Annotated in this window: 25 protein-coding genes and 1 tRNA gene; 6 read left to right on the forward strand and 20 right to left on the reverse strand. The window is 70.5% G+C overall.

What is annotated here, in order from left to right; genetic code table 11:
* Nucleotides 1-19 precede the first annotated feature (19 nt).
* The 8 genes from B7K22_RS02665 to B7K22_RS02700 all read right to left on the reverse strand — a co-directional run bounded on the left by B7K22_RS02665 (nucleotide 20) and on the right by B7K22_RS02700 (nucleotide 9,136).
* A complete protein-coding gene (locus B7K22_RS02665; RefSeq protein WP_084038224.1) occupies nucleotides 20-2,035 on the reverse strand; it encodes an ABC transporter ATP-binding protein in 2,016 nt (671 codons plus the stop codon).
* Entirely contained in the window at nucleotides 2,032-3,765 is a 1,734-nt protein-coding gene (locus tag B7K22_RS02670; RefSeq protein WP_084038225.1) for an ABC transporter ATP-binding protein, read from the reverse strand. Before B7K22_RS02670 ends, B7K22_RS02665 begins: the two co-directional genes overlap by 4 nt.
* A 2-nt stretch (nucleotides 3,766-3,767) precedes the next feature.
* On the reverse strand, nucleotides 3,768-4,382 hold the full coding sequence (locus B7K22_RS02675; protein ID WP_144276203.1) for a TetR/AcrR family transcriptional regulator: 615 nt from the start codon (nucleotides 4,380-4,382) through the stop codon (nucleotides 3,768-3,770).
* 59 nt (nucleotides 4,383-4,441) lie between these two features.
* Complete coding sequence (locus B7K22_RS02680) at nucleotides 4,442-5,023, reverse strand: N-acetyltransferase (protein WP_084038227.1); 582 nt, start codon at nucleotides 5,021-5,023, stop codon at nucleotides 4,442-4,444.
* A gap of 16 nt (nucleotides 5,024-5,039) precedes the next feature.
* Nucleotides 5,040-5,723 carry a ThuA domain-containing protein gene (locus tag B7K22_RS02685; protein WP_084038228.1) on the reverse strand — a complete coding sequence of 228 codons (684 nt, stop codon included), beginning with the start codon at nucleotides 5,721-5,723 and terminating at the stop codon, nucleotides 5,040-5,042.
* Nucleotides 5,724-5,859: 136 nt separating this feature from the next.
* Nucleotides 5,860-6,786, reverse strand: a complete 927-nt coding sequence (gene thrB, locus B7K22_RS02690) for a homoserine kinase (protein ID WP_084038229.1) — start codon at nucleotides 6,784-6,786, stop codon at nucleotides 5,860-5,862.
* Between the two features lie 2 nt (nucleotides 6,787-6,788).
* A complete protein-coding gene (gene thrC, locus B7K22_RS02695) occupies nucleotides 6,789-7,847 on the reverse strand; it encodes a threonine synthase (RefSeq protein ID WP_084038230.1) in 1,059 nt (352 codons plus the stop codon).
* Entirely contained in the window at nucleotides 7,847-9,136 is a 1,290-nt protein-coding gene (locus B7K22_RS02700; RefSeq protein WP_371327643.1) for a homoserine dehydrogenase, read from the reverse strand. The genes thrC and B7K22_RS02700 overlap by 1 nt, the downstream gene beginning before the upstream one ends.
* A gap of 76 nt (nucleotides 9,137-9,212) precedes the next feature.
* On the opposite strand from B7K22_RS02700, the gene B7K22_RS02705 reads away from it, so the two are divergent.
* The gene (locus tag B7K22_RS02705; RefSeq protein WP_234983282.1) at nucleotides 9,213-10,070 is read left to right on the forward strand and encodes a DUF817 domain-containing protein; all 858 of its coding nucleotides are present in this window, start codon (nucleotides 9,213-9,215) and stop codon (nucleotides 10,068-10,070) included.
* A gap of 16 nt (nucleotides 10,071-10,086) precedes the next feature.
* Nucleotides 10,087-10,659 (forward strand): hypothetical protein, encoded by a 573-nt coding sequence (locus B7K22_RS02710; protein WP_159448726.1) that lies wholly within the window; start codon nucleotides 10,087-10,089, stop codon nucleotides 10,657-10,659.
* A 193-nt stretch (nucleotides 10,660-10,852) separates the two neighbouring features.
* Here B7K22_RS02710 and B7K22_RS02715 read toward each other — a convergent pair whose 3' ends face one another.
* Nucleotides 10,853-11,071, reverse strand: a complete 219-nt coding sequence (locus tag B7K22_RS02715) for a hypothetical protein (protein ID WP_084038233.1) — start codon at nucleotides 11,069-11,071, stop codon at nucleotides 10,853-10,855.
* 129 nt (nucleotides 11,072-11,200) lie between these two features.
* On the reverse strand, nucleotides 11,201-11,437 hold the full coding sequence (locus B7K22_RS02720) for a hypothetical protein (RefSeq protein WP_084038234.1): 237 nt from the start codon (nucleotides 11,435-11,437) through the stop codon (nucleotides 11,201-11,203).
* 173 nt (nucleotides 11,438-11,610) lie between these two features.
* Here B7K22_RS02720 and B7K22_RS02725 point away from each other — a divergent pair, with 173 nt between their 5' ends.
* Nucleotides 11,611-12,651 (forward strand): metalloregulator ArsR/SmtB family transcription factor, encoded by a 1,041-nt coding sequence (locus B7K22_RS02725; protein ID WP_084038235.1) that lies wholly within the window; start codon nucleotides 11,611-11,613, stop codon nucleotides 12,649-12,651.
* A gap of 14 nt (nucleotides 12,652-12,665) precedes the next feature.
* On the opposite strand, the gene lysA is transcribed toward B7K22_RS02725, so the two are convergent.
* From lysA to B7K22_RS02755, 6 genes are read right to left on the reverse strand one after another with little or no spacing between them, the layout of a single operon-like run.
* A complete protein-coding gene (lysA, locus tag B7K22_RS02730) occupies nucleotides 12,666-14,018 on the reverse strand; it encodes a diaminopimelate decarboxylase (protein WP_371327644.1) in 1,353 nt (450 codons plus the stop codon).
* A gap of 2 nt (nucleotides 14,019-14,020) precedes the next feature.
* Complete coding sequence (gene argS, locus B7K22_RS02735) at nucleotides 14,021-15,697, reverse strand: arginine--tRNA ligase (protein ID WP_084038237.1); 1,677 nt, start codon at nucleotides 15,695-15,697, stop codon at nucleotides 14,021-14,023.
* Between the two features lie 47 nt (nucleotides 15,698-15,744).
* Nucleotides 15,745-16,116, reverse strand: a complete 372-nt coding sequence (locus tag B7K22_RS02740; RefSeq protein ID WP_084038238.1) for an MmcQ/YjbR family DNA-binding protein — start codon at nucleotides 16,114-16,116, stop codon at nucleotides 15,745-15,747.
* A gap of 54 nt (nucleotides 16,117-16,170) precedes the next feature.
* Nucleotides 16,171-16,923 (reverse strand): MBL fold metallo-hydrolase, encoded by a 753-nt coding sequence (locus B7K22_RS02745; RefSeq protein ID WP_084038239.1) that lies wholly within the window; start codon nucleotides 16,921-16,923, stop codon nucleotides 16,171-16,173.
* 4 nt (nucleotides 16,924-16,927) lie between these two features.
* Nucleotides 16,928-17,251 carry a hypothetical protein gene (locus B7K22_RS02750; RefSeq protein ID WP_084038240.1) on the reverse strand — a complete coding sequence of 108 codons (324 nt, stop codon included), beginning with the start codon at nucleotides 17,249-17,251 and terminating at the stop codon, nucleotides 16,928-16,930.
* Between the two features lie 18 nt (nucleotides 17,252-17,269).
* On the reverse strand, nucleotides 17,270-17,773 hold the full coding sequence (locus B7K22_RS02755) for an asparaginase domain-containing protein (RefSeq protein ID WP_084038241.1): 504 nt from the start codon (nucleotides 17,771-17,773) through the stop codon (nucleotides 17,270-17,272).
* A gap of 135 nt (nucleotides 17,774-17,908) precedes the next feature.
* On the opposite strand from B7K22_RS02755, the gene B7K22_RS02760 reads away from it, so the two are divergent.
* Nucleotides 17,909-17,981: transfer RNA gene (locus B7K22_RS02760), tRNA-Arg, on the forward strand.
* Between the two features lie 79 nt (nucleotides 17,982-18,060).
* Here the strand turns inward: B7K22_RS02760 and B7K22_RS02765 are convergent.
* Nucleotides 18,061-19,122, reverse strand: coding sequence for an NAD(P)-dependent alcohol dehydrogenase (locus tag B7K22_RS02765; RefSeq protein WP_084038242.1), 1,062 nt, complete (start codon nucleotides 19,120-19,122; stop codon nucleotides 18,061-18,063).
* A 166-nt stretch (nucleotides 19,123-19,288) separates the two neighbouring features.
* Between B7K22_RS02765 and B7K22_RS02770 the strand changes: the two genes are divergently transcribed.
* Nucleotides 19,289-19,624: a biopolymer transporter Tol gene (locus B7K22_RS02770; protein ID WP_371327645.1), complete on the forward strand. Its 336-nt coding sequence runs from the start codon at nucleotides 19,289-19,291 to the stop codon at nucleotides 19,622-19,624.
* On the opposite strand, the gene B7K22_RS02775 is transcribed toward B7K22_RS02770, so the two are convergent.
* Nucleotides 19,621-20,496, reverse strand: coding sequence for an aldo/keto reductase (locus B7K22_RS02775; RefSeq protein ID WP_084038244.1), 876 nt, complete (start codon nucleotides 20,494-20,496; stop codon nucleotides 19,621-19,623). The two genes, B7K22_RS02770 and B7K22_RS02775, sit on opposite strands and share 4 nt — an antisense overlap.
* A gap of 137 nt (nucleotides 20,497-20,633) precedes the next feature.
* Complete coding sequence (locus B7K22_RS11805) at nucleotides 20,634-21,113, reverse strand: hypothetical protein (protein ID WP_159448727.1); 480 nt, start codon at nucleotides 21,111-21,113, stop codon at nucleotides 20,634-20,636.
* 22 nt (nucleotides 21,114-21,135) lie between these two features.
* On the opposite strand from B7K22_RS11805, the gene B7K22_RS02785 reads away from it, so the two are divergent.
* A complete protein-coding gene (locus tag B7K22_RS02785; RefSeq protein ID WP_159448728.1) occupies nucleotides 21,136-21,984 on the forward strand; it encodes a patatin-like phospholipase family protein in 849 nt (282 codons plus the stop codon).
* Here the strand turns inward: B7K22_RS02785 and ald are convergent.
* Nucleotides 21,914-22,999 (reverse strand): alanine dehydrogenase, encoded by a 1,086-nt coding sequence (gene ald / locus B7K22_RS02790; RefSeq protein WP_084038247.1) that lies wholly within the window; start codon nucleotides 22,997-22,999, stop codon nucleotides 21,914-21,916. The genes B7K22_RS02785 and ald overlap by 71 nt on opposite strands.
* Nucleotides 23,000-23,162: the final 163 nt, after the last annotated feature.

The raw sequence follows: 23,162 nt of genomic DNA on the forward strand, positions 1-23,162 counted from the left end.
GGGCCGATGCGCCGGTGGGTCAGGTGCGCGTCGCGCCGCGGTGCGGGTCGTCGTCGAGTGGCACGACCTCGGGACCGTCGTGGGCGGCGACGGCCGGGTCCAGGGCGACCGGCGCATCGGCCGGCAGACCCATCGGCGCCGCCGGTGGGGCGTGCGGGTCCTCAGGCGGGTCGACCTCATCGATGGGCGCCGCGAACTGCGCCTCGTAGAGCCGCGCGTAAGCGCCCTTCGCCTCGAGCAGCTCGGCGTGAGTGCCCTGCTCGACGATGCTCCCGCTCTCCATCACCAGGATCAGGTCCGCATCGCGGATGGTCGACAGGCGGTGCGCGATGACGAATGCCGTCCGGTCCTTGCGCAGCTCGGCCATGGCGCGCTGGACCAGGAGCTCGGTGCGGGTGTCCACGGAGCTCGTGGCCTCGTCGAGGATGAGCACCTGCGGGCGCGCCACGAACGCGCGTGCGATGGTGATGAGCTGGCGCTCGCCTGCCGAGATGTTCGTGGCGTCGTCATCCAGCACCGTGTCGTACCCCTCCGGGAGAGAGTGCACGAACCGGTCGACGTACGCGGCCCGCGCCGCGTCGAGGATCTCCTCCTCCGTCGCGTCGGTGCGTCCGTACGCGATGTTGTCGCGGATGGTGCCGCCGAAGAGCCATGTGTCCTGAAGCACCATGCCGGTGCGTGACCGCAGGTCCGCGCGGGTCATCGCGGAGATGTCCGTGCCGTCCAGCGTGATGCGGCCCGCATTCAGCTCGTAGAAGCGCATGATGAGGTTCACGAGCGTGGTCTTGCCGGCGCCGGTCGGCCCCACGATCGCCACCGTGCGCCCGGGCTCGACGGTGAGGTCGAGCCCGTCGATGAGCGGCTTGTCCTCCACGTACCGGAAGGAGACGTCCTCGAAGACCAGGCGACCGTGGTCGTCCGCTGGGGTCCGTGCCGCCGACGAGTCCGGCTGCTGGTCGTCCGCGTCGAGCAGCTCGAACACTCGCTCGGCCGATGCGACACCCGACTGCAGCAGGTTCGCCATCGATCCCAGCTGGCTGATGGGTTGCTGGAACTGCCGCGAGTACTGGATGAAGGCCTGCACGTCGCCGAGCGTCATCGTTCCGCTCGCGACGCGGAGTCCTCCCACGATGGCGATCACGACGTAGACGAGGTTCCCGATGAACATCGCCGACGGCATGATGATCCCGGAGATGAACTGGGCGCCGAAGCTCGCCTCGTAGAGCTCCTCGTTCTTGGCAGCGAACTCGCGCGCCGTCTGCTTCTGTCGTCCGAACACCTTCACGAGCGCGTGCCCCGTGTAGCCCTCCTCGATCTGCGCGTTGAGGTCGCCCGTGTGCCTCCACTGGGCGACGAACTTGGGCTGGGAGCGCTTCGCGATCTGCGCCACGACGACGGCGGTGAGCGGGATGGACACGAGGGCCACGAGCGCGAGCTGCCAGGAGATCGAGAACATCATGATGAGGATGCCGATGACGGTCAGCACGGAGATGAAGACCTGGCTGAGGGTCTGCTGCAGCGTCTGCGAGATGTTGTCGATGTCGTTGGTGACACGGCTGAGCAGGTCGCCCCGCTGGTGCGTGTCAAAGTAGCTGAGCGGGAGGCGGTGGACCTTGTCCTCGACGCTCTCGCGCAGACGGAAGATCGTGCGCTGCGTCACGCCATTCAGGATGAGCCCCTGAGCGAGCCCCAGGATCGCCGATCCCAGATAGATGATGACGACCCACAGCAGGATGCGGTGCAGCTCGTCGAAGTCGATGGCCCCTGCGAGGAAGCCCTCGAAGATCACCGTGGTCGCATTGCCGAGGATCTTGGGGCCCACGACGGACAGTGCCACGGAGCCGGTTCCCAGCAGCACCACGAGCCACACGAGCCACCGCTCGGGGCCGAGCAGTCTGACGAGCCGCAGCCCGGAGTCCTTGAAGTTGTCGGCCTTCTCGGTCGGGGCGCCCACACCCGGCCCGCCGGGCCCGTGCTGCGGCTGCTGCGCGGGGCGGGGCTTCTTGGCCTGCGTGGCCTGCGCGGTGTCGCTCATCCCGCCACCTCCTCGGCACGCAGCTGCGTGCTGACGATCTCCTGATAGGTCTCGGAGCTCTCGAGGAGCTCGTGATGGGTGCCGCGTGCCACGATCCGGCCGTCCTCCATCACGAGGATCTGGTCGGCATCGACGATGCTCGACACTCGCTGAGCCACGACGATCACAGTCGCGTCCGTCACCTCGCGGGCCAGAGCGGCACGCAGGCGCGCGTCGGTGGCCGTGTCGAGGGCGCTGAACGAGTCGTCGAAGATGAGCACGTCGGGCCGCCGCACGAGAGCGCGCGCGATCGCGAGGCGCTGGCGCTGGCCTCCCGACACCGTGGTGCCGCCCTGCGCGACGGGGGTGTCGAGCTGCTCCGGCATCGCACGCACGAAGTCCTCGCCCTGCGCGATCCTGAGCGCCGCCCACAGCTCCTCATCCGTGGCATCGTCACGGCCGTAGCGCAGGTTGGTCGCTATGGTGCCCGCGAACAGGTAGGGGCGCTGAGGAACAACGCCGATGCGCGACCACAAGGATTCCGGGTCCGCCTCGGTCACTCTCACCCCGCCCACGCGCACCTGCCCGCTGGTCGCGTCGTAGAGGCGCGGGATGAGGTTCACGAGCGTGGACTTGCCCGCTCCGGTCGAGCCGATGATCGCGGTGGTGGAGCCACGGGTCGCGGTGAACGTGATGTCCGCGAGCACCGGCTGCTCCGCGCCAGGGTAGGTGAACGAGACGCCGTCGAAGACGACCTCGCCCGTGCCGGGCACCTCCACCGAGGAGGACTCGCGACGGACCGTGGACTCGGTGTCGAGCACCTCACCGATGCGGTCGGCGGACACCGCGGCGCGCGGCACCAGGACGAACAGGAAGGTCGCCATCATCACCGAGAACAGGATCTGGATGAGGTACGACAGGAACGCCGTGAGCGCGCCCACCTGCATCTCGCCCGACTCGATGCGGTAGGCGCCGAACCAGATGACTGCGGCCGAGCTGAGGTTCACCACGAGCAGGACCAGGGGGAACATCGCCGACATGAGCCTGCCGGCCTTGAGCGCCGACTCGGTCACGAGGGCGTTCGCGTCGGAGAAGCGCTGGTCCTCCACGCTCTCCCGCACGAAGGCGCGCACCACCCGGATCCCGGTGAGCTGCTCCCGCAGCACCCGGTTGATGCCGTCGATCCGCACCTGCATCCGCCGGAAGTGCGGCACCATGCGCCAGACGATCAGGGTCACGGCGATCACCAGGACGGGGATGGCGACGGCCATGATGAGGGACAGCTCGACATCCTGCTGGAGGGCGAGCACGACGCCACCGATCAGCGTGAACGGCGTCGTGATGAGCAGGGTGCACGTCATGAGCACGAGCATCTGCACCTGCTGGACGTCGTTCGTCGTGCGCGTGAGAAGCGACGGTGCGCCGAACCGCTGCACCTCCGCCTCGGAGAACGTCGCCACCCGATCGAAGATGCTGGCGCGGAGGTCGCGGCCCACCCGCATCGCGATCTTGGCGCCGAAGTACACGGCGGTGATGGTGCACGCGATGCCGACGAACGACAGCGCCAGCATCCACCCGCCCATGCGCCAGATGTACCCGGTGTCGCCGGTGGCGACGCCATTGTCGATGATGTCCGCGTTGAGCGTCGGCAGGTAGAGGTTCACGATGGCCTGTGCCGCCTGGAACACGACCACCCCCACGAGCAGCCGCCAGTACGGCCTGATCGCGCTGACGAGCATCGTCCAGAGCATGATCACTCCCCTTCTGCGGCGATGCCGCGCAGGATGAAGTCCGAGAGGTGGCGCGGGTCCGTCGGGGTGGACGCCCGCAGGAAGGGCATCGACGTGCCGAACACGAGGATGCGGAGGTAGTCGACGGCGTCGGCGACAGGTACGCGAAGCCTGGCGCGGTCGGGCTCCAGCAGGCGTTCGACCACGCCGGATGCCTCGGCGAATGGTCCGCGGCCGGGAACGCCATGATCGTGCAGGGGACTGTGCCGGGCATGCTCCCGTGGGCCGAGTGCGCTCATGAACTGCACGACTCCCGAGACCCGCGCGTGGAGGACGGCGACCACCTGCTCGATCTTGGCCTCGAGCGGCAGCGTCGCGTCGACCTGCTCGAGCAGCAGCAGGGTGGCAGCCGGATCCATCACCTGGGCGATCGCCGCGTCGATCAGCTCGTCCTTGTCGGCGAACGCCCGATACACCGTGCCCTCTGCGATGCCGGCCGCGTCGGCGATCTGTCGGGTCGTGACCTCGGTGCCGCGCTCGAGAAGCAGGGGGATGACCGCGTCGACGATCGACGCCCGACGCTCGTCGGGTGCCATGGGACGCGCGCGTGCGGTGCGCTCGGCTGTCGTGGGTGTCACCGCGACACTGTAAGTGAGTGAGCACTCACTCGCAAGCCGAGGGAGCCCTGGCTCTCGACCTAGCCGAGCGCGCGAGCGAAGGTGACGGAGCCGCCGTCCCCGCCGATCTCGGTGAAGCCGACCCGGGGATAGAAGGCCTGTGCGCCCCGATTGTCGCGGGAGGTCACGAGGTGGACGCCCCGCGCTCCGCGCTCGCTCAGCAGTGCGCACGCCGCCTCGATCAACGCCCGGCCCGCTCCCCTCCCCTGCGCGGCAGGCAGCAGGTCGATGTGAAGGTGCGCCGGGTAGTCATCCACCGCGTCGACGACCATGCGCACCGGATCGGCGGCCGCGGGCAGAAGCCACCGGTCGCCTTCCGTGCGCTGATCTCGCGCCGGACGCGCGGGCCACCACTCGCCCACGAACCAGCGCTGGAAGGCACGGGTGTCGTCCGTGCCAAGGACGTAGCCAGCGACACCTTCGCCCTCGTCCCACACGAGCGTGAAGCCTCCCGGCCCTTCGAGATAGGGCAGCGCATAGACGTCCGCGAGCGCCGCGTCGTCGCAGAACATCCCCGTCGCATCCGTCCCGCTGTCCCCCGTCAGGAGGCAGATGCTCGCGATGACGCTCGCGTCAGCTGCCGCGGCCGGACGCACCGCCATCACGCGAGCTGGGTCGTCACCGCGACGCCCACTCCATGCCGCGTTTGATGAGCCGCGCGACCTCCGGGCGCTTGAGGACGTCCACGGTGTGCCCGAGCGACGTGACGAAGATTCGTCCTTCGCCCCACTCCCTGGTCCACGCGACTGGCATCCTGACCGGGGCGTGCCACTCGTCGCCGTCGCCCGGCTGGAGCTCGCAGTCGGCGATCACCTCGATGAGGTTGTCGGTGAGCACCCAGTACTGCTCCGTGCGGATGTCGAAGTCGGACACCCCATCCATGATGGGATGCTCGGGCGCCTGCACGCGAACGGTGTAGTCACGGTAGGGCTCGACGTCGAGGTGCCCGCGGTCCTCGGGCGCGTGCGGATGCGCGGCGAACTGCGCGCCGACGAACTGCAGGTAGTCGGTCGAGTTGCGGAACGAGTCGATGATGCCGCCGTGCCACCCTGCGAAGCCGGCGCCGCGCGCCACCGTGCGCCGCAGCCCGTCGATCTCGTCCACGGTGGCAGAACCCATGGTGATGCACTGGACGATGAGGTCGTAGCGAGCCATCGTGGCATCGTCCGAGTACACCTCAGGCGTCTCCTCGACGTCCACGACGAACCCGTGCCGCCGCAGGACGGGAATGAAGAGGTCCGTGGCGGCCACCGGGTCGTGGCCCGGCCAACCACCACGCACGATCAGGCACTGTCGAGACACGGAATCCCCTTCGGTTCGGTGCGGTGCGGTGCGGTGGTACGGCCATGATACGGGCGCGCGGGCGTCGTCAGACCACCTGCGCGCAGACGTGATCGACCTGTGACCGTCGCGGTCAGAGCACGACGGCGCGCCCGGCTCACAGCAGGGCCGACGTCGCCCCAGGGACTCGCTCCGCCGTCAGGACGCAGCGCCACGATTCCCCGCCGACCCCCTCGGCCCAGTCCAGCGTCCCGGAGTCCAGGCCATGCGCAGCGAGATCAACGCCCAGCACCAGCACCGATGGTCCGGCGCCCGACACCACCGCCGCGAGACCCTGGCCGCGCAGGCGCTCGATCATGGCGGGCGCCGCCGCCATGACGTCCGCGCGGTACTGCTGGTGAAGCCGGTCCTCGGTGGCTGCGAAGAGATCCTCGGGCCGGCCGGCCAACGCGTTCACGAGGAGCGCGGCTCGGCCGGCATTGAAGGCCGCATCCTCGTGCGGCACCCGTGACGGGAGGACCGACCGCGCCTGCTTGGTGGGCAGCACCGAGCCAGGGATCAGCACCGCGGTCTCGATCTCCTCTGCCACCTGGAGGGGCACGGCGTGGGCGCCGGACTCGTCGGACCACGCCACGGTCGCGCCCCCGTAGATGGCGGGGGCGGCATTGTCGGGATGGCCTTCGAATCGGGTCGCGATGTCCAGTGCGATCTCGGCGGACAGCGCCTCGGGCTCGGCGATGAGGCCGCGGGCGGCGGAGATCCCTGCGACGACGGCTGCCGCGGACGACCCCAGCCCCCGGCCGTGGGGGATGCGGTTGATGGCGCGGATCGCGAGGCCCACCTGCGACGCTCCCACCTGATCGAGCGCCTCGCGCAGCGCGCGCACCACCAGGTGCGTCTCGTCGCGCGGCAGGCTGTCCGCGCCCTCGCCCTCGATCTGGATCGCGACCGACGACGTGGCGACCGCACGCACCTCGATCTCGTCCGAGACACCCAGCGCCATGCCCAGCGCGTCGAAGCCGGGCCCCAGGTTGCCCGCCGTCGCGGGAACGGACACCCTGACGGCATCGGCCGCAAGCCTCATCGTTACAGCCCCAGCACCTTGGCCGCGGCGGCGACGTCGACGGGGATCACGGTGGGCTCGACCTCGTGGCCCGCAAGTGCGGTCGCGGTGTCCTTGAGCCCGTTGCCCGTGACCGTGCACGTGATGGTCGCACCCTGCGGGACCTCTCCCTGAGCAGCGGCTGCCAGCAGGCCCGCGATGGGCGCGGCCGATGCGGGCTCGACGAAGACTCCCACGTCGGCGGCGAGCCTGGCCTGGGCCGCCAGGATCGCGGCGTCCTCGACGGCGCGAATCCAGCCGCCCGACTCATCGCGCGCGGCGATGGCGAGGTCCCACGACGCTGGCTTGCCGATGCGGATCGCCGTCGCCACGGTCTCGGGGTCCTTGATCGGGTGTCCAGCGACGAAGGGCGCGGCACCTGCCGCCTGAACGCCCCAGATGCGCGGGGTGCGGGTCGCGCCTCCCGCGTCGCGCGCCTCTGCGAAGCCCATCCAATACGCGGAGATGTTGCCGGCGTTGCCCACGGGCAGCATGTGGATGTCCGGCGCGTCCCCCAGCTGGTCGACGATCTCGAACGCCGCCGTCTTCTGGCCCTGGAGGCGGTACGGGTTGACCGAGTTCACAAGCGCGACGGGGTAGTCCTCCGACAGAGATCGCACGATGTCGAGGCACTCATCGAAGTTGCCGTCCACCTGCACGAGGCGGGCGCCGTGCACGATCGCCTGCGCCATCTTGCCCGCCGCGATCTTGCCCTGCGGGATCATCACCACGCACTGCAGCCCTGCGTGCGCGGCGTAGGCGGCTGCCGAGGCGGAGGTGTTGCCCGTGGACGCGCACACCACGGTGTGGTCACCGTCCTTGACCACCTGCGTGATCGCGGAGGTCATGCCGCGGTCCTTGAAGGAACCGGTGGGGTTCATGCCTTCGACCTTCACATAGACGTCAGCACCCACCTCCTGCGAGATCGACGGCGCGTGGACGAGCGGCGTGCCACCCTCGCCCAGCGAGATGATGCGGTCCTCCTCGGTGAACGGCAGTCGGTCCAGATACTCGCGGATGATTCCGCGCCACACGTGCGCCATCAGGCCTCTCCCTCGATCCGCAGCACGGACCACACGTCGTTGACGGCGTCCGTCGCGCGCAGGTCCGCGACGGTCGCTCGCAGAGCCGCCTCGGGCGCGCGGTGCGTCGACAGGATCAGCCCTGCGTGACCGCGCCCAGCCATCTGGCGAACGGACTCGATTCCCACCTCGTGCGTCGCGAAGATCGACGCGACGGCAGCGAGCACGCCGGGCCGATCAGGCACCGACATGCGCACCGCATAGCGCGTCATGGCCGCGTCCATGGGCAGGACCTCGTGGCGCGCGTAGTTCGACTCGAGCGGACCCTTGCCGCCGTTGGCCTTGTGCCGAGCCACCGACACCACGTCGCCCAGGACGGCCGAGGCGGTGGGTGCTCCCCCGGCTCCCTGTCCGTAGAACATGAGCTCGCCAGCGGCCTCGGCCTCGACGAAGACGGCGTTGAACGCCCCGCGGACGCTCGCGAGCGGGTGGTCGGTGGGCAGCAGGGTGGGGTGGACGCGAACGGAGACCCCACCGTTGGCCTGCTCCGCGACGGCGAGCAGCTTGATGACTCGACCCGTCTCGGTCGCGGCCGCGATGTCGTCGGGTGTGATCTCGGTGATGCCCTCGCAGTAGACGTCGTCGAGCGACACGCGCTGATGAAAGGCGAGCGACGCGAGGATCGCCGCCTTCGCGGCGGCGTCGTGGCCGCCCACGTCCGCGGTCGGGTCCGCCTCTGCGTAGCCCAGGCGCTGCGCCTCGGCCACGACATCCTCGTACGACAGGCACTTGGTGGTCATCTCGTCGAGCACGTAGTTGGTGGTGCCGTTGACGATGCCCAGGATCCGGGTGACCCGGTCCCCCGTGAGGGACTCGCGGACGGGCCGCACCAGGGGGATGGCACCGGCGACCGCGGCCTCGTAGTAGAGGTCTGCGCCCGCCGCATCGGCGGCCTCGTAGAGCTCGGCGCCATGCGTCGCGAGCAGAGCCTTGTTGGCCGTCACCACGGCCGCTCCACGGGCGAGCGCGCGCAGGATCAGCGACTTCGCGGGCTCGTCGCCGCCCATGAGCTCGACCACGACGTCCGCGCGGTCGACGAGCGACTCAGCGTCCGACGTCAACGCCTCGACGGGAACCGCAGGGTCGCGCGGCACGGAGGTGTCGCGCACGTAGACGCCCGCAAGGGAGACCGGGGCGCCCACGCGGGCGGCGAGGTCGTCGGACTGCTCGAGCAGGAGCCGCACCACCTGGGTGCCGACGGTCCCGCAGCCCAGGACGGCGATGGTCACGGAGTCGGTGGGGGCAGACACGGCCACAACTCTATCGGAGCGCACCAAGCGCGCAGACGTCCCGCGGCAGCGCGCTGAGGTGGGCGAGGATGGCCCCATGAGACCTGTCGCGACCACGACCCTCGGCCGCCGCATGGGCGCTGGCGTCCGCCTCCTGTGGCGCTTCGCCTTCACCCAGATTCAGTGCCTTGCCTTTGCCATCGCGATCTTCGTGGCGATGGCCGTCACGGACGTGGTCTCGCTCCCGATCGCCCGCTACGACGCGCTCCTCGTCGCCGGCCTCGCGATCACGGCCGTGCTGTGGTGGACCGGTTACGAGACCACGCGCGAGGTCGGCGTGATCGCGGCGTTCCACCTCCTGGGGCTGCTGCTCGAGATCTTCAAGGTCGCGCAGGGCTCATGGAGCTACCCCGACGATGGGCTGACGATGGTCGCAGGTGTTCCGCTGTACTCAGGCTTCATGTATGCCGCCGTCGGCTCGTACCTGTGCCAGGCGTGGCGCCGCTTCGACCTGCGCATCACCCGCTATCGGAGCATCCCGATGGCGGTCCTCGCTGTGGCCGCGTACCTCAACTTCTTCACGCACCACTGGATCTGGGATCTGCGCTGGGGCATCGCGCTCGGGTTCATCGCGGCGATGTGGGCGACGTTCGTGCACTACACCGTGGGCGATCGGCGGCTACGGATGCCGCTCGCCGTTGCATTCGTGCTCATCGGCTTCTTCCTCTGGGCCGCGGAGAACATGGGCACCTTCCTCGGGGCGTGGCAGTACCCGGACCAGGCCGATCTGTGGCGCGCGGTGCATGTGGGCAAGCTCGGGTCATGGGCGCTGCTCGTGACGCTGAGCTTCGTCATCATCGCGACGCTCAAGCAGTATGAGGGAACCTTCTACGGGCATCCCGGCGACCGACCGTCCGTCGAGCGCACCGACGGTTGGGGCGACGAAGCACGCTGACGTAGGCTCGCGTGCCATGAGCGAGCACCCCTCCACGGTCCGTCCCGCCCGAGTCACGATGGTCTGCACCGGCAACATCTGCCGCTCCCCCGCGATGCACTACCTCGCGCAGCGCGACTGGGGCGACGCGGCGGAGGTGACGAGCGCCGGGATCTACGCGGAGATCGGGATGGATGCGACGCAGGAGATGCGCCGTTCAGCCAGGCGCCACGGGCTGACGATCCCGCGCCACCGGCCCACCCAGCTCGATCGTGCCATCCTCAGCCAGGCCGATCTGGTCCTGGTCGCGACGCAGCAGCACCTGACGTGGATCGAGCGCGAGTGGGGCTCGCTCGCCCCTCACGTGTTCGGCATCAAGGAGGCTGCGGAGCTGACGCAGAGGGCCGATGCGCCAGCTGGGGACAGCCCCCGCGAACGGCTGACGAACGCGGCGGCCTCGTTGCACGCGGCCAGAGTTGCGCATCCGGCACCGGTGCGCAGCCTCGACGACCCATGGTCGCTCGACGAGGCCACGTACGACCGCGTCATGGGCGAGATCGTCGAGGATCTCGAGGCGCTGACGGATTGGGCGGAGCTTCGCACCGCATAGCGGTCCCAGCGGACCGCTCAGTCGCTGCGTCACTCGCTCGCGGCACCGCTCGGCCGCTGAATCGCGCTGACGCAGGGCCCCGCCGCTACCGACGGCGAATCCGCCGGTGGTCGTCCGCAGGGACAACTTCGCTGCGGACGTGACAACGGCGGCCCGGGCGCTGAGGGGGCGATCCGGGCCGCTGCCGTCTCGCCTACAGGTCTGTGGAACGAGGCTGGCGGGTGCCGCCGACGGACTCGGCAGGAGCCACGTCGTCGTCCGACGAGACCGCCTCCTGTGCGCCCTCGTCGGTGCCATTCTGCTCGGGCTCGGGGATGTCGTCGAAGGGCGTGTGACCCTTGGTCTTGCGCTCCTGCTCGACCTCGTCAGCGAGGTGCTGCAGGGACTGGGTGCCTTCGTGATCGAACGCCATGACGGTCTCCTTCCGTCCTCCGGGAGCGCGTCGGCACCCGGAGCGGTCGACACGGTCGTCGCCCGCTTGCCTACGTCAACGCGCACATGCGTCTCAGAAAGTTCACAGGTGACGGCGATCGATCACCCGTCAGGGACGTCCGCTCTGCTGACCCTGGATGAACGATCCGGGCGGGACCTCGCCCAGCACGGTGTCGTTGTCGTGGTCCTCGCGGGTCTCACCGTCGTCCTCTGGCGTGTCGTCGTCCGGCAGGCTGGTCTTGCGTCCGGCCTGCTCGCGCTCAGCCTCCACGTCGTCGGCGATCGCCTGCAGGGCCTCGGTGCCCTCGCGGATCTCCTGCTCGTTCTGGTCGTCGGGGGTGGGCATCTTCCTCTCCCTTCGTCTCTTGCGACGGCTCTTTGCCGACGCTCGGGCAAACCAGGACCACCGCCGGGTTGTTCCAAGGTCACGCCGTTCGGCCTTCTCGCTCGCGGTTTGCACGGTGCTTCGATATCTGTCAAAGTAGACAAACATCGAAATAGCACTCCGAGGAGCGACCGATGACCACCACCCATCCCGATCGCGACACGTGCCTCTCCGCCGTCGAGGCGCACACCATCGACCCCGAGCTCGCAGTCGCCGCAGCGGGCGTTCTCAAGGCCGTGGCGGATCCGCTGCGCCTGCGGATGCTCGCGCTCATCGCATCCGCGCCCGACGGCGAGGCCTGCGTCTGCGATCTCAGCGAGCTCGCCGAGGTCTCAGGTCCCACCGTCTCGCACCACCTCAAGACGCTCAAGGATGCCGGCGTCGTGACGTCGGCACGCCGCGGAACGTGGGTGTACTACCGCGTGGCCGAGGACCTCGTCCCGACGGTCAGGGCGCTGATGGAGACCCTCGTCCCTGCCGTGGCCACCGCCCCGTCCGACCGCGCCGGAGCCAAGGACGAAGGCCGCGGCATTCCCGAGCTCGACAACGTCGACCGCGCGCTCGCCAAGGTCGAGAAGGACCTCGTCGCGCGCTTCCCCGACCTCGACGCCAGCACCGTGGTGCGCGTGGTGCGCGAGTCGCACACGGCTCTCTCGCGCCGCGCCGCGATCAAGCAGCACCTCGTGCCGCTCACTCGGCACTTCGCTCGCCAGCGGTTGGCAGACCTGCGCAAAATTGCGTCGCCCGACGTGCCGCATGCACCCCAGGTCCTGTTCGTATGCGTCCAGAACGCGGGCCGTTCTCAGCTCGCCGCGGCGCTCGTCCATCGCTACGCGGGCGAGCGAGTGACGGTGCGCTCGGCCGGATCGATGCCTGCGGCGTCGATCCACGCCGCCGTGCGCGAGCGTCTCGACGCCATCGGCGCGGCCCACGCGGCCTTCCCCAAGCCCCTCACGGACGATGCCGTGCGGGCCTCCGACGTCGTCATCACCATGGGCTGCGGCGACGTGTGCCCCATCTACCCCGGCACGCGATACGAGGACTGGCAGGTAGGAGACCCCGCGGTCGCCTCTCCGGCCGGCATCGCGGCCATCGTCGACGACATCGACCAGCGCGTGAGGGCGCTGCTCCGCCAGCTCCTTCCCGACCTCGAGCTCCCCGCAGCCCAGCCCTGAGCGCTCGCGAGCCCTCAGCCGGGCGCGACGTCCCAGCTGAGGAGGTCGTCGAGCGTCTCGCGGCGGATGAGCACCTGCGCGGCGCCGTCGCCGACCGCGACAACGGGCGGGCGCAGGATGGCGTTGTAGTTGGACGCCATCGAGCGACCGTAGGCACCGGTGGCCGCCACGGCGAGCAGGTCACCACGCGCCGTGTCCGCCGGCAGCTCGACGTCGCGGACAACGATGTCGCCGGACTCGCAGTGCTTGCCGACGACCCGCGACAGCACCGCAGGAGAGTGGGAGACGCGTCCGGCGAGCTCCGCCGAGTACTCCGCGCCGTACATGATGGTGCGGGGGTTGTCGCTCATGCCGCCGTCGACTGCGACGTACTGGCGCTCGCCGCCGTCGTCGAGCGCGACGCGCTTGACCACGCCAACCTCGTACACGGTGATGCCGGCAGGGCCGGCGATCGCGCGCCCGGGCTCGATCGACATGGCTGGCCACGACCCCCCTGCCGTTGCGAGGGCCGCCGCGACCGCATCGGCGATCTCACGGGCGGCCACCGCCGGGTCGAGGGCCTCGGCGCCGTCGGTGTAGGCGATCGCGTAGCCGCCACCCAGGTCGACCTCGGGCAGCTCGACGCCGGACTGGGCCGCGAAGGCGGCGCGCAGACCGAGCATGCGCTCCGCCGACTCGCGGAAGGCCTCCACCGACAGGATCTGGCTGCCGATGTGAGTGTGGATCCCGCGGAGTTCGAGCCCCGGCGCGGCGTGGGCCGCGCCGAGCGCCTCGAGCGCGGCGCCGCTCGCGAGCGAGAGACCGAACTTCTGGTCCTCGTGGCTGGTGGCGATGTACTCGTGCCCGCCCGCGTGGACGCCCGTCGTCACGCGCACCAGCACCGGCGCTGTGCGGCCCAGCGCCTGTGCGAGCCCTGACAGCACCTCGATCTCCGTCATCGAGTCGACGACGATGTGCCCGACGCCCGCCTCGAGCGCACGCGTGAGCTCGGCATCGGACTTGTTGTTGCCGTGCAGCGTGATGCGGTCGGCTGGCATGCCTCCGCGCAGCGCCAGCTCGAGCTCTCCCCCGCTCGCGACGTCGATGCCCAGGCCGTCCTCGTGCATCCACGCCGCGATGCGCGAGGCGAGCAGCGCCTTGGACGCGTAGTAGACGTCGCACGTCGCGCCGTGCGCGGCGAAGGCATCCGCGAAGTGCGTGGCGAACGCGCGCGCCCGCGAGCGCAGGTCGTTCTCGTCAACCACGAACAGTGGCGTGCCGTGCTCGCGCGCGAGGTCGCGGACGTCGATCCCGCCCACGCTCATCGCGCCGTCGTCTCCGCGCGCGTGCGTCGCAGGCCACACCGAGCGCGGCTCGACTCCCGCCACGGCTACATCCGCTCCGGGGCGCTCACGCCCAGCAGACCCAGCCCGTTGGCGAGCACCTGCCGCGCCGCGTCGTTGAGCCACAGCCGGCTGCGGTGAAGGTCGGTGATCTCCTCATCACCGAGCGGAGTCACGCGCGTGCGGTCGTACCAGCCGTGGTACACGGATGCGACCTCCTCGAGGTAGCGCGCCACGCGGTGCTGCTCGCGAAACTCGACCGCCTGGGTCACCACGCGCGGGAATTCCCCCAGCACGCCCAGCAGCTTGGACTCCCACTCGTGGTCGAGCGCACCGGCGTCGAAGCCGTCCTCGCGGCTGATGCCGTACTCGGCGGCGTTGCGGGCGACGGAGGTGGCGCGTGCGTGCGCGTACTGCACGTAGAAAACGGGGTTCGCGTTGGTCTTCGAGGCGAGCAGGTCGAGGTCGATGTCGATCGACTGGTCCGCGCTCGAGCGCGCGAGCGAGTAGCGCGCGGCATCGACGCCCACCGCCCCGACCAGGTCCTCCATCGTGACGACGGTGCCGGCGCGCTTGGACATGCGCACCGGCTGGCCGTCCTTTACGAGGTTCACCATCTGGCCGATGATGACCTCGACGATCTCGGGGGCATGGCCCAGCGCCGCGGCAGCGGCCTTGAGGCGCGCGATGTACCCGTGGTGGTCGGCTCCCAGCAGGTAGATGCACAGGTCAGCACCGCGCTCGTGCTTGTCGCGGATGTAGGCGATGTCGCCCGCGATGTAGGCCGCCTTGCCGTCGGACTTGATGACCACGCGGTCCTTCTCGTCGCCGTAGTCGCTGCTGCGCAGCCACCAGGCGCCGTCCGCCTCGTACAGCGCTCCGGAGGACTTGAGCTCCTCGAGGGCGCGCTCGACCTTGCCCGAGTGGTGCAGCGAGTCCTCGTGGAAGTAGACGTCGAAGTCGACGCCGAAGTCGTGGAGCGACTGCTTGATCTCCGCGAACATCAGCTTGACGCCCCGCTCGCGGAAGAACTCGAGGCCCTCCGCGCGCGGACGCTCCATGGGGTTCGTGTCCCCTGCCGCCATGGCCTCGACCATCACCTCGTCGGCGACGTCCTGGATGTACTGGCCGCCGTAGCCGTTCTCGGGGGCGTCCTCGCCCGCCACCACCGCGTAGAGCGACGCGGCGAAGTTGTCGATCTGGCTGCCGTGGTCATTGAAGTAGTACTCGCGGATCACGCGCGCGCCGTGGAACTCGAGCAGGCGCGCCAGGGAGTCGCCCACGGCGGCCCACCGCGTGCCACCCAGGTGAATGGGTCCGGTCGGGTTGGCCGAGACGAACTCCACGTTGACGGTGGTCCCGGAGAGGGACTCGCCGCGGCCGTAGTCCGCGCCGAGCTCGACGATCCCGCGCGCGAGCTCACCCGCGGCGGACGCGCTCACCCGGATGTTGATGAACCCCGGTCCGGCGACCTCGGCCGACTCGACACCGTCGACGGCGACCAGCCGCTCGACGAGCGTGTCCGCGAACTCGCGTGGGTTGGTGCCGGCCTTCTTGGCCAGCTGCATCGCGATGTTGGTCGCCCAGTCGCCGTGCTCGCGCTGACGCGGCCGCTCCACTCGCACCTCGTCGGGAACGTCGAAGGGCGACAGCTGGAAGTCGCTGTCGTCGATGCCCTGCAGGAGGGCGGCGCGAATCTGGGCGGAGAGCTCTTCTGGGGTCACCGGGGAAGTCTATCGGCGGCGGCGGCGCCGATGCGCGGGCCGGCTGCTCAGCGCAGCTCGGCCTGCACTCGCTTGGGCAGGGAGGCGCGGACGATCTCGTAGGCAGACTCGAGACTCTCGAGCTGGACGTCACGCGGGCAGTCGCCGTCCACGGAGATCGAGATCCACAGGCGCTTGTTCGCGTAGTGCCCCGGCGTCACCGATGCGTACTGCGATCGCAGAGCGGCGTTCTCCTCGGGATCGCCTTTGATGGTGAGTCCGGCAGCGCCGTCAGGCAGCAGTCCGAAGCGCCCGAAGTGCTTCCCGCCCACCTGGAACGTCTGAGCCCCCCAGTCAGGGTACGGAACCACGGTCGCGCCGGGCAGCCCCGCGATCGGGGCCGCCAGCCAGGCGGGCAGGTCGGGCACGTGGTGAGGCATGCCACCACCGTAGTCACCGCCCCTGACACGGGCTCGCCGGACGGGGGCCGCCGATCAGGCCAGCGTCCGGCGCTCGCCACGCTCCAGCACCGTGAGGCGGTCGGCCTTGCCGGCAGCCTCGAACCACGCGAGCAGGTCCCCGCGCGGCTGGGAGAAGTGCGCCCAGTCGTCGATGTGAACAGGCACCAGCGTCGCGGTGGGCCACAGGTCGCCGATGCGCGAGGCGCGTTCAGCGTCGGCGGTGAGCAGCATGTCGCCCAGTGGCTTGACCTTGGCCGCGCCGGCGAACACGATGGCGATGCCGACGGCCGGGAAGCGCTCCGCGACCTTGGCAGCCTTCTTCACCGAGGAGTTGTCCCCCGAGACGTAGATCGTCGGCCAGCCCTCCGCCTCGAGCACGAAGCCCGTGACCTGGCCGGTGACATGCTTGACGATCGACGGGCCGTGTCGCGCTGGCACCGCCGTGATGGTGACCGGCAGGTCTCCGGGGATGATCGCCTGGTCCCATCGGCTCAAGCCCTGGGCGCGCTCCAGGCGCTCGCCTCCTTCGGGAGTCGTCAGTACGTGAAGGACGTCATCGAGCATCGCGCGCCCCGTCACGTCGAGGTTGTCCTCGTGCTCGTCGTGGCTCAGGAGCACCACGTCCACCGCGCCCACCTCGTCTCGCGACAGCGCCGGTCCCGCCAGCTTGGTGAGATTGCCCACCGGCCCGGGCGGATCGAAGGTCGGGTCGGTGAGCAGGCGCAGTCCCGCATACTCGATCAGGACGGTCGGACCGCCCACCAGGGCGACGGGAACGCGCGGCATGGTGCTAGTCAAGCACCTGCACCGCGACCACGTCGCACTGCACGGGGAACGACTCCGCACACGCATCGGTCCACACCTGGATGTGCGCCCCCTCAGCCACGTCATGCCTGGTCTCGGCGCCTTCGAGAGGCGTCGAGTCGATCAGCGTGAACGCTGTCTGATCGAAGTACTCGTATCCGGTGTCAGGCAGGAAGATTAGTCCCGTCGCCTCATCGCCGGGCAGGACGCCGGCGACGGTGCCGACGGCATCCGGCTCCCGATCGGGGATCCCGGGCGCGCCGCACCCCGCCAGCACGAGGGCCGCGAGTGCGAAGGCCGTCAGTCGCATGGCTCCATCATGCCTGCCTCATGCCTTCCAGCTTCTGAAGGCACCGGTCGCGGCATCCTTGCGCACGGACCCGGCGGCGAACAGGCGCGCTCCCATCGCCACGTGGACGCCGGCTGGAGCGAGCTGCGCCGCAGCGAGAGCGAACCCGAGGTTCATGTGCGCATCGGAGCCGTGGACCGACTCGGGCCGCAAGGCCCCGGTGAGCACCACCGTCACGCCGTCACGTACGCGCGACTGGAGGTAGGAAGCGGTCTCCGTCATCGTGTCCGTGCCGTGCGTGACCACGATCGCGCGTTCGACGCTGTCGGCGATCGCCCGCGCGAGCCGGGCGCGGTCGCCGTCCGTGAGGTCGCGGCTGTCCTTCGCGAGCACGCGTGCCACGCGAATCGACACCGATGGCACCACGGTCGCGAGGATGCGAGCGACGGCGGGCTCGCCCACGCCGAGCTCGCCGTTCAGCAGGTACTCCTTGTCGATGGTCCCACCGGTGGTGAGGACCGCGACGTCAGCTGTCGCGCCCATGCCGCTCCTTCCACGCCGTGCCGCCCGGCAAGGCTACGGCCCACTCGTGCCTGACGGGCCGGTGCGTAGGACCGACACGCGCGGCCGTCGGCCTCCGTGCTGGTAGCCTTGACCGTCGCGGGAGGACTCCCGCAGGCCCCCGTAGCTCAGCGGATAGAGCGCCGGTTTCCGGTACCGAAGGTCGCAGGTTCGATTCCTGTCGGGGGCACGTCGTATGCTCGCGACACACGAGCCGCAGGGCACGCTGAGAGGCGTGGCTCCCTGCGGCTCTGTCGTCCCACTGCGCGTCAGCTCTCGACTCCCTGGCCGATCGTCGCCGCGTCGATCACGAACCGATACCGCACGTCGCCCTTGAGCACCCGCTCCCACGCATCGTTCACCTGAGACGCGTCGATGACCTCGACTCCGGGCGCGATGCCGTGCTCGGCGCAGAACTCGAGCATCTCCTGAGTCTCGGGGATCCCGCCGATGGTCGAGCCCGTGAACGATCGCTGGTTGGTGAACAGCCGGAACAGGCTGACCTTCGCGGGCTCGGGCGGGGCCCCCACGTTCGCCATCACGCCACCGAAGGCGAGCGTCTCGAGGTAGGCGTCGACGTCCAGCGGCGCGCTGACCGTGTTGATGATGAGGTCGAACGAGCGCGACAGCCCGCCCAGCACCGCCGGGTCGCTCGTCGCATGGTGGGCGGCCGCACCCAGCTCGAGCGCGTCCGCACGCTTCGCTGAGGTGCGGGACAGCACCGTGACCTCCGCGCCCATCGCCACCGCGAGCTTGACGGCCATGTGGCCCAGACCGCCCATCCCCACCACCGCGACGCGCGTGCCCGGTCCGGCGCCCCAGCGCTTGAGTGGCGAGTAGGTCGTGATGCCGGCGCAGAGGAGCGGGGCCGCGGTGTCGAACGCGATCGCCTCCGGCAGCGCGAGCACGAAGTGCTCGTCCACGACGACCGAGGACGAGTAGCCACCCTGCGTGATGGTGCCGTCTCGGTCGACGGCGCCATAGGTGTCGACGAAACCCTCGTCGCAGTAGTTCTCGCGCCCTGCGAGGCAGTTGTCGCATGCGCGGCACGAGCCCACCATGCACCCGACTCCCACGCGATCACCCACGGCGAGGCCGGCCACGTCGGAACCGACCTCGGCCACCACGCCGGCGATCTCGTGGCCGACCGTGAGCGGATACGACTGCTGCCCCCAGTCTCCGCGCACGGTATGGATGTCGGAGTGGCAGATGCCCGCCCATGCGATGTCGATGCGCACGTCCCTTGGCCCGACGTCGCGACGGGTCACAGTGCCGGACTCGAGCGGTCCGTCAGGGGTGCGGGCGACGATGGCGGCGACGTCTGTGCTCATGCCGGCATGCTACGGACCTCCCCCGGCGCACCGCGAGTCCCGCCGGGCGCATCGGCTGCGCTCCCCCCGGGCGGCGTCGCCAAGCGACCGCCGGTGGCACCGCCGTGGTCCGACCAGACGTTGACGATGCGGGCGGCGCCGTGGTCGGCTGATGCCAGGAGGTGTCGTGGACGACGACGAGCGGTGGCTGGTGATCGACGGGCGTCGCTGGCGACGAACCGATCCGTCCCTGCCCCCCGACCTCGTCGATGCCCTGAAGTCCCACCTGGGCCGAGCACGCGCCGCGGTACGGCCGGCCAAGCGTTCCGGGGACGACAAGGCGCTCGCCGCCGCGCGCGAACGCGTGGGCCTCGCCAAGCGCGGCCTGGGCGAGCGCGGCCCGCGCTGGTGGGACGAGCCCGAGGATGCGCGCCTCGCCAACGCGCGCGAGGCGCTGCGCGCACTCGACCGCCTCGCCCCGCCCGCACGCACCGGTCCGGACGCCGCCGACACGAAGGGCTAGCCGTCGAGCGTCACGGCGAGCGCGGACATCTCCTCGTCCGTCAGCTCGATCTCCCCCGCGCCTGCGGAATCGAGGATCGAGCTGGGGCGCGAGGCTCCAGGGATCGGGATGACGACCGGCGCGAGCGCGAGCTCCCACGCGAGCACGACCTGCTGCGCGGAGATGCCGCGCGCATCGGCGACCGCCTGGAACGGCGCGTGGAGGGTGCCCACGTCGCCGGCTGACCTGATGCCGCCCAGCGGGCTCCACGGCAGGAAGGCGACACCCAGCTGCGCGCACAGCTCGAGTTCGGGGTACGACGACGTGAACCGGGGTGAGAACTGGTTCTGCACGCTCGCGAGCCGGCCGCCGAGGACCTCGTTCGCCTCGCGGATCTGGTCGGGGTTCGCGTTCGAGATGCCCGCCATGCGGATCACGCCCTCGTCCAGCAGCTCGGCCAGCGCGCCGATCGAGTCCGCGTACGGGACGTGCGGATCCGGCCGGTGGTGCTGATGGAGGCCGATCGCGTCGACGCCCAGCCGCAGCGCCGACGCCTTGGCCGCCTCCTTGAGGTAGGCGGGGTCGCCGTTCTGGTACCACGTGCCGTCCCCTGGACGGAGGGAGCCCGCCTTGGTCGCGATCAGGACGGTATCACGCACCGCGGCATCGGGATACGCCGCCACGGCGCGGCCGATGAGCGACTCGTTGTGCCCGACCTCGCCAGGGTTCAGGTGATACGCGTCGGCGGTGTCGATCAGGGTGACGCCCGCATCGAGCGCCGCGTGGATGGTCGCGACCGACCGCGCCTCGTCCGGCCGGCCCTCGATCGACATGGGCATGCCGCCCAGTCCGATGGCGCTGACGGTTCGCTCTCCCAGCGTGCGCTGCAGCATGACTCTCCCAAGGCTGTGACGGTCTCCTGGCCTCGACGCTAGCGGCTGCACGCGTGAACGCAAGTCGCGCCCTTGTGCCAGTCGGCGCATCGGCCCTCCGCGAGGCGCGTCGACGATGGCCGACACGCCAGCCGACCTCAGCCAGCGGCCTGCTCGTCCCCGGCCACCGTGAGCTCGCCCACGGTCGCCGCTGAGCCGTCGACCTCGCCGCCGGCGACCGGCACCACGCACTGGCGGTAGGTGTCGCCCTCGAGCCGCCAGACCACGGCGAGGACGCCGTCTCCGTCCTCTTCATACGTGGCCGCAGCGGCCTCGTACCGCCCCACCCGCTGCGCGTCCAGATCCGCGAGGGGCGTGTCGACCTCGCCGTGAGTCTCGACCACGCCGTAGTGGTCCCGCCACTCAGGCGGCTCGTAGACATTGCCTCCCTGGACCGCGGGCGAGCCGGTGCCGTCGAGAGCGGCCTCGCAGGCGGCGATGGCTGCCTCCTCGACCGGGCTCGCGCCACCGCCAAGGGCGCTCCACACGAGGGACCCTCCCACGACGACGACCGCCGCTGCACCTGCCCCCGCCAGCGGAAGCCACGTGCGCGGCTTGGGCTCCCCGTCATCGGCCATGCCTTCAGCCTACGATGGCGGCATGGACGCCTGGGACGACCTGCGCGGCAGCGACGCGCTGGGACTGGCGCTCGGGGGCGGCGGAGCGCTGGGCGCGGCCCATGTGGGCGTCCTGCAGGTGCTTCACGAGCGCGCATTGGTGCCCACCGTCATCGCCGGAACCTCGGCGGGATCGATCATGGGAGCGGCCTACGCCATCGGCATCGATCCGTACGACCTCGAGGAGCGGACCGTCCGCGCGGGGTGGGGAACCTTCGGCTCGTTCTCCGCGAGGCCGGGACTCGGTCTGCTGACGGCCGATGCGCTGCGCGAGACGGTGCACCGTGTCGCCGGGGACGCGGCGATCGAGGACCTGCCCGTCCGATTCGCCGCGGTCGCCACCGACATCGAGACCCGGCAGGCCGTCGTGCTGGACCGAGGCCCACTCGCGGATGCCATCGCGGCGTCCATTGCCGTCCCTGGCATCTTTCGCCCCGTCCGGGTGGGCGGACGGACCCTGATCGACGGAGGGGTGGTGCAGAACCTTCCCATCGAGACGGCGTTCGGCCTGGGCGCGGACCGCGTGATCGCCGTCCGCCTCGCACCCGAGTGGGATGGGATGGGCGTCGAGCCCACGGCGCTGCACGTGCATGAATGGGTGATCCGGCCCGACGTCACGCTGATCCGGCCCATCCTCGAACGGCGCTCGCAGTGGCGGCCGCGCGACCTGCCGGGGATGATCGAGCTCGGACGCCAGGCCGCCGAGCGCGCGCTCGCGGACTATCCCGTGGTCTCCGAACGACCCGAGCGCGCGGAGCCGGTCATGCCGCCGGAAGATGAGGAAATGCCTGAGCAACCGCGGGGTATCGCACGGTTCCTCCATCGACATTGACGCCCCGCTCGAGCGCGGGATCCGCCGCGATCGCCGCGCGCACGCCGGCGGCCAGCGCCTCGACGTACGGGAACGTGACGTGGCTGAGCGCCGCCGTCGACGTCGCGCCGGCCGCACCGGGCATGTTCGCGACGCAGTACAGCAGGGAGCCCGCGACCCGGTAGGTGGGATCGTCATGGGTGGTGGGGCGCGAGTCCTCGAAGCAGCCGCCCTGATCGATCGCGATGTCGACCAGCACCGAGCCGGGTCTCATCCGCTGGACGGTCGCATGGGTCACCACTGTGGGCGCCGGGCGACCGGGGACCAGCACGGCGCCGATCACGAGGTCCGCGTCGAGCACCTCTCGCTCGACGTTCGCAGGCGTCGAGACGACGGTCCGCAGGCGCTCGCCGTGCTCCCTCGCGAGCGCCTCCAGTCGCGCCTCGTCGACGTCGACGACCACCGCATCGGCCCCCATCGCCACCACCTGCGCGAGAGCCGCTGATCCCGCCACTCCTCCGCCGATGACGACCACACGCGCGCCCGCCGCTCCCGGCGCCCCTGACAGCAGGGCTCCTCGCCCGCCCTGCGGGCTGAGCAGATGGTGCGCGCCCTCGGACGCGGCGAGCCTGCCCGCGATGACGCTCATGGGGGTCAGCAGTGGCAGCGAGCCGTCGTCGAGCTGCACGGTGTCGTAGGAGATTGCCGTGGTGCGGGCATCGACGAGTGCACGCGCGAGCGGCTCGTTGGCGGCGAGGTGGAGGAAGGTGAAGAGGGTGTTGTCCCGCAGGAAGCCGTACTCGCTCTCGAGAGGTTCCTTGACCTTGAGGACCAGGTCCGCGGCCCAGGCGTCCTCCGCGGTGCCGACGCGAGCCCCGGCGTCGCGGTATGCCTCGTCCGCCAGGAATGCGCCCGCGCCCGCGCCCGACTCGATCAGCACGTCGTGGCCCTGAGCGGTGAGGGCCCTCGCCCCGTCCGGCGTGAGCGCCACGCGCGTCTCGCGGTTCTTGATCTCCTGGGGCACGCCGATGCGCATGTCAGCTCCTCTGGCCCGTGCGGCGGGTGGCCTCGGGGCGTCCGGTGGCACGGCGGCCGGGTCTCGACGCGCCGCGTGCCTCCAGCCTGACGCATCGCGACTGCTCATGCCACGGCGAGATGGCCGACACGCCGCGCAATGGAGCGGTGCGACGTCACCCACC

It is taken from the genome of Demequina sp. NBRC 110053 (assembly GCF_002090095.1).
GTDB lineage: Bacteria > Actinomycetota > Actinomycetes > Actinomycetales > Demequinaceae > Demequina.